The organism is Pseudomonadales bacterium (genome assembly GCA_024234165.1).
GTDB lineage: Bacteria > Pseudomonadota > Gammaproteobacteria > Pseudomonadales > UBA5518 > UBA5518.
In genome coordinates, this window is the sequence record JACKOP010000001.1 from 715,739 (window position 1) to 718,060 (window position 2,322).

The 2,322-nt window shown below is 67.5% G+C and carries 2 protein-coding genes; both read right to left on the bottom strand.

The features are described from left to right. Window positions 1-2 precede the first annotated feature (2 nt). Window positions 3-1,838, bottom strand: coding sequence for an HlyD family efflux transporter periplasmic adaptor subunit (locus H7A12_03060; protein MCP5319800.1), 1,836 nt, complete (start codon window positions 1,836-1,838; stop codon window positions 3-5). A gap of 29 nt (window positions 1,839-1,867) precedes the next feature. Next, window positions 1,868-2,170 (bottom strand): DUF3467 domain-containing protein, encoded by a 303-nt coding sequence (locus H7A12_03065; GenBank protein MCP5319801.1) that lies wholly within the window; start codon window positions 2,168-2,170, stop codon window positions 1,868-1,870. Window positions 2,171-2,322 lie beyond the last annotated feature (152 nt).

Consider the following 2,322-nt stretch of genomic DNA (forward strand, 5'->3'; position numbering starts at 1 on the left):
GCTCAGGGCAACCACTGCCAGAGCTTCAGGTCCAGCCAATCGAAGAAGCGGTGCGTCCAGATCCACAGCAGACGCCGCTTGCCGACCTCGATCTTGCCCACCCCCTCCATGCCGGGACGCAGCCCGGGGTGCGAATCGACCGTATCCGCTTCGACGCGGAACACGTTCTTGCCGTCCTCGGCGGTGGCGATGCCGATGTTGCGCACCGTGAACGGTATCTTCTGCTGCGACAGGCCGGCGAGCACCATCAGCCCGCTCTGACCGCCCTGCACCGCGCGGATATCGCTCTCCGGCACCTTCAGGACCACACGGAAGGCGTCCAGAGGCGCGACCTCGAACAGCACCTTGCCCTTCTCGATCGGGGTGCCGAGCATCTGGCTGAGGTCACCGCTGACCACCACACCGTCGAACGGAGCGACGATGTGTGCACGCGCGAGCTTGTCCTCGACGAGTTCGACCTGCGCGCGTGCCTCGGCCAGCTCGGCCGCGAGGATGCGTGCATTCGCCCGCTCGTGGCGCGCCAGTGCATCGCGGTACTTGCGGTTCGCCTGCTCGTATTGCGCCTGCCACTTGTCATGATCCAGACGCAGATCGCGCTCGTCGAGGCTGGCCAGCACGTCGCCAGTGGCAACGCGCTCGCCGGCGCGCACCTGCGCACCGGCAATGAAACCGTCGAACGGTGCAACGATCGCACGCTGCTGTTCACCCTCGATCAGCGCCTCTCCGGCAACCCGGTACTCCCCGGTCGCGAACCCCAGCCACAGCAACAGCACCAGCACCGCGCCAGTACCGACGCGAAAGCTCAGGCGACGCGGATCACGGCAGCCGCGCCAGAACGCACGCAGCGCCTCGCGAGCGCGCCCGGCAAGCCATCGATGCAGTTCGTGGCGCAGCAGCAGGTTCGGCACCACCAGCGCCGCAACCGCTTCGGCTGTCGCGACGAAGGCCGCGTCGAACGGGCGTGGCGCCAGGCAGCACAGCGCGCCCAGCACGCGTCCCCGCAGCGTCAGCACCACCGTGCAGGCTGCCCCGTCGCCAGCAAGGTCGCGGTGCGCCACCGCGACCACGCCCACCGTCCCCGGCAACGGCGGATGCACCACGGTGCGCATCTGGTCGCAGGCTTCCTCCATCGCGTTCTCGAGCGCCACCGCGAACGCAGACTTGCGATCGAACCACGCCGCGTGCGACAACGCGCGCAGACGAATTCGCCCCCAGCGCTCGATTCCCACGGCGACACGCTCGCAGCCGAGCCGCGCCACGACCTCGTTCGCGAGCTGCATCAGCGCGCGTTCGAACTGCGGCTCCTCTGCCACGTTGACCGCCATTTCCAGCGCGAGCCGTTGCCGGCTCTCCGTGGCGTGACGCGTTTCCAGTGCACGGCGCAACAGCAGCGATTCGATCCGGCCTGCGCCCCAGTGCAGGCGACGCCAGATCGGACGCAACTCGGCGTCGCTGCGTGCGCCGAGATCGAGCACCACCGCACCGAGCAACTCGCCCGCCTCCTCGAGCGGATACGCCGCATGCAGCCGACGCGCCGATTCTCCTGCGGCTTCGCTGACTGCCTGGCGAGCGGCGAGCGCCCGCTGCGCCACCGGACCCAGGTACGACACATCGGCCTGTGCATCGGGCCATACCGCTGCCGGAACGAAGGATCCGTTGTCGTCGCGCAGCAACAGCAGCGCCGTATCCGCACCCTCGATCTCGGCGCACAGCAGGCCGAGCCAGGCACGGCAGTACGTCGCCGCGTCCCCCGCTTCGGCCAGGCGCTGCCACAGCAGATCCACGCCGCCACGCGTGCCGCGTGCGGTCGTGAACTCCTGCGGCATCACCGTTCCCATCGTCCTGCCACCGCCTCAGCGCCCCGGTTTCACTCGAGCTTGCCGTAGTGGGTCTCGTACTCGCTGACCAGCTTGTTCAGCATCTGCGCCAGGCGCTTGGCCGCAAACGGGCTGAGGATGATGCGATGCTCGAGCGAGACCTCGAGTCCGCCCTGCCCACGATCCCAGTTCTGGTTGACCCCGAAGTTCAGCACCACTTCCTCGCGCGTGGTGTTCGCGTTGCACATGTTGCAGTAACTGCTCTTCAGGTTCGTGGTGTTCAGCTTGATCTGCTGTTGTTCACCCGCCGTGCTCGCGTGCGTCGTGATCGCGGGACTGCCGTTGTTGCTCATCTGACCGTTGCTCCTTGTCGTCGTTTCCCATCGTGTCGATCAATACATGTCGGCATGAATGCCGACCTACGCCCAATGCCAGGCCGTCCGCCCCGGACCGTGGGTCGGGTTTCAACCCGACATCCCCGTCGGCATGAATGCCGACCTGCGCC

Excerpts from the sequence above, each read along its gene's own strand:
- H7A12_03060 (MCP5319800.1), bottom strand. The coding sequence starts at position 1,838 with ATGGGAACGGTGATGCCGCAGGAGTTCACGACCGCACGCGGCACGCGT.
- H7A12_03065 (MCP5319801.1), bottom strand. The coding sequence starts at position 2,170 with ATGAGCAACAACGGCAGTCCCGCGATCACGACGCACGCGAGCACGGCG.